This window comes from Paraburkholderia sp. J67 (assembly GCF_905220265.1).
GTDB lineage: Bacteria > Pseudomonadota > Gammaproteobacteria > Burkholderiales > Burkholderiaceae > Paraburkholderia.
This window is the reverse complement of record NZ_CAJMZK010000107.1, coordinates 1-405: the sequence shown is the minus strand read 5'-3', so window position 1 is coordinate 405 and position 405 is coordinate 1. Positions and strand designations below refer to the sequence as shown.

Below are 405 nucleotides of genomic sequence, written 5' to 3'. Positions count from 1 at the left end.
TGCAGTGAACGGCTCGCAGCTGTACACGCTCGCCAGCTCGACGGCTAGCGCGATGGGTGGTGGCTCGACGGTGAACAGCGACGGTTCGATCACGAACCCGACGTATGTCGTCGGCGGCCAGACGTACAACAACGCGGGTGACGCCTTCACGCAACTGAATGGCGACATCACGAACATCAACGGCACGATGTCCAATGCCGTGATGTACGACTCGTCGGCGCACGACTCGATCACGCTGGGTGGCGTGGGTTCGACGACGCCGGTGGCGTTGCACAACGTGGCGAACGGTGCGGTCAACGCATCGAGCTTCGATGCCATCAACGGCGGCCAGCTGTACAACACGGCCAGCTCGACGGCTAACGCGCTGGGTGGCGGTTCGACGGTGAACAGCGACGGTTCGATCTC

1 pseudogene is annotated in these 405 nt (G+C 63.0%); it reads left to right on the top strand.

Features of this window, described 5'->3' with window-relative positions:
- Positions 1 to 405 (top strand): annotated as a pseudogene (locus tag U5782_RS41390) (adhesin); the annotation flags it as partial.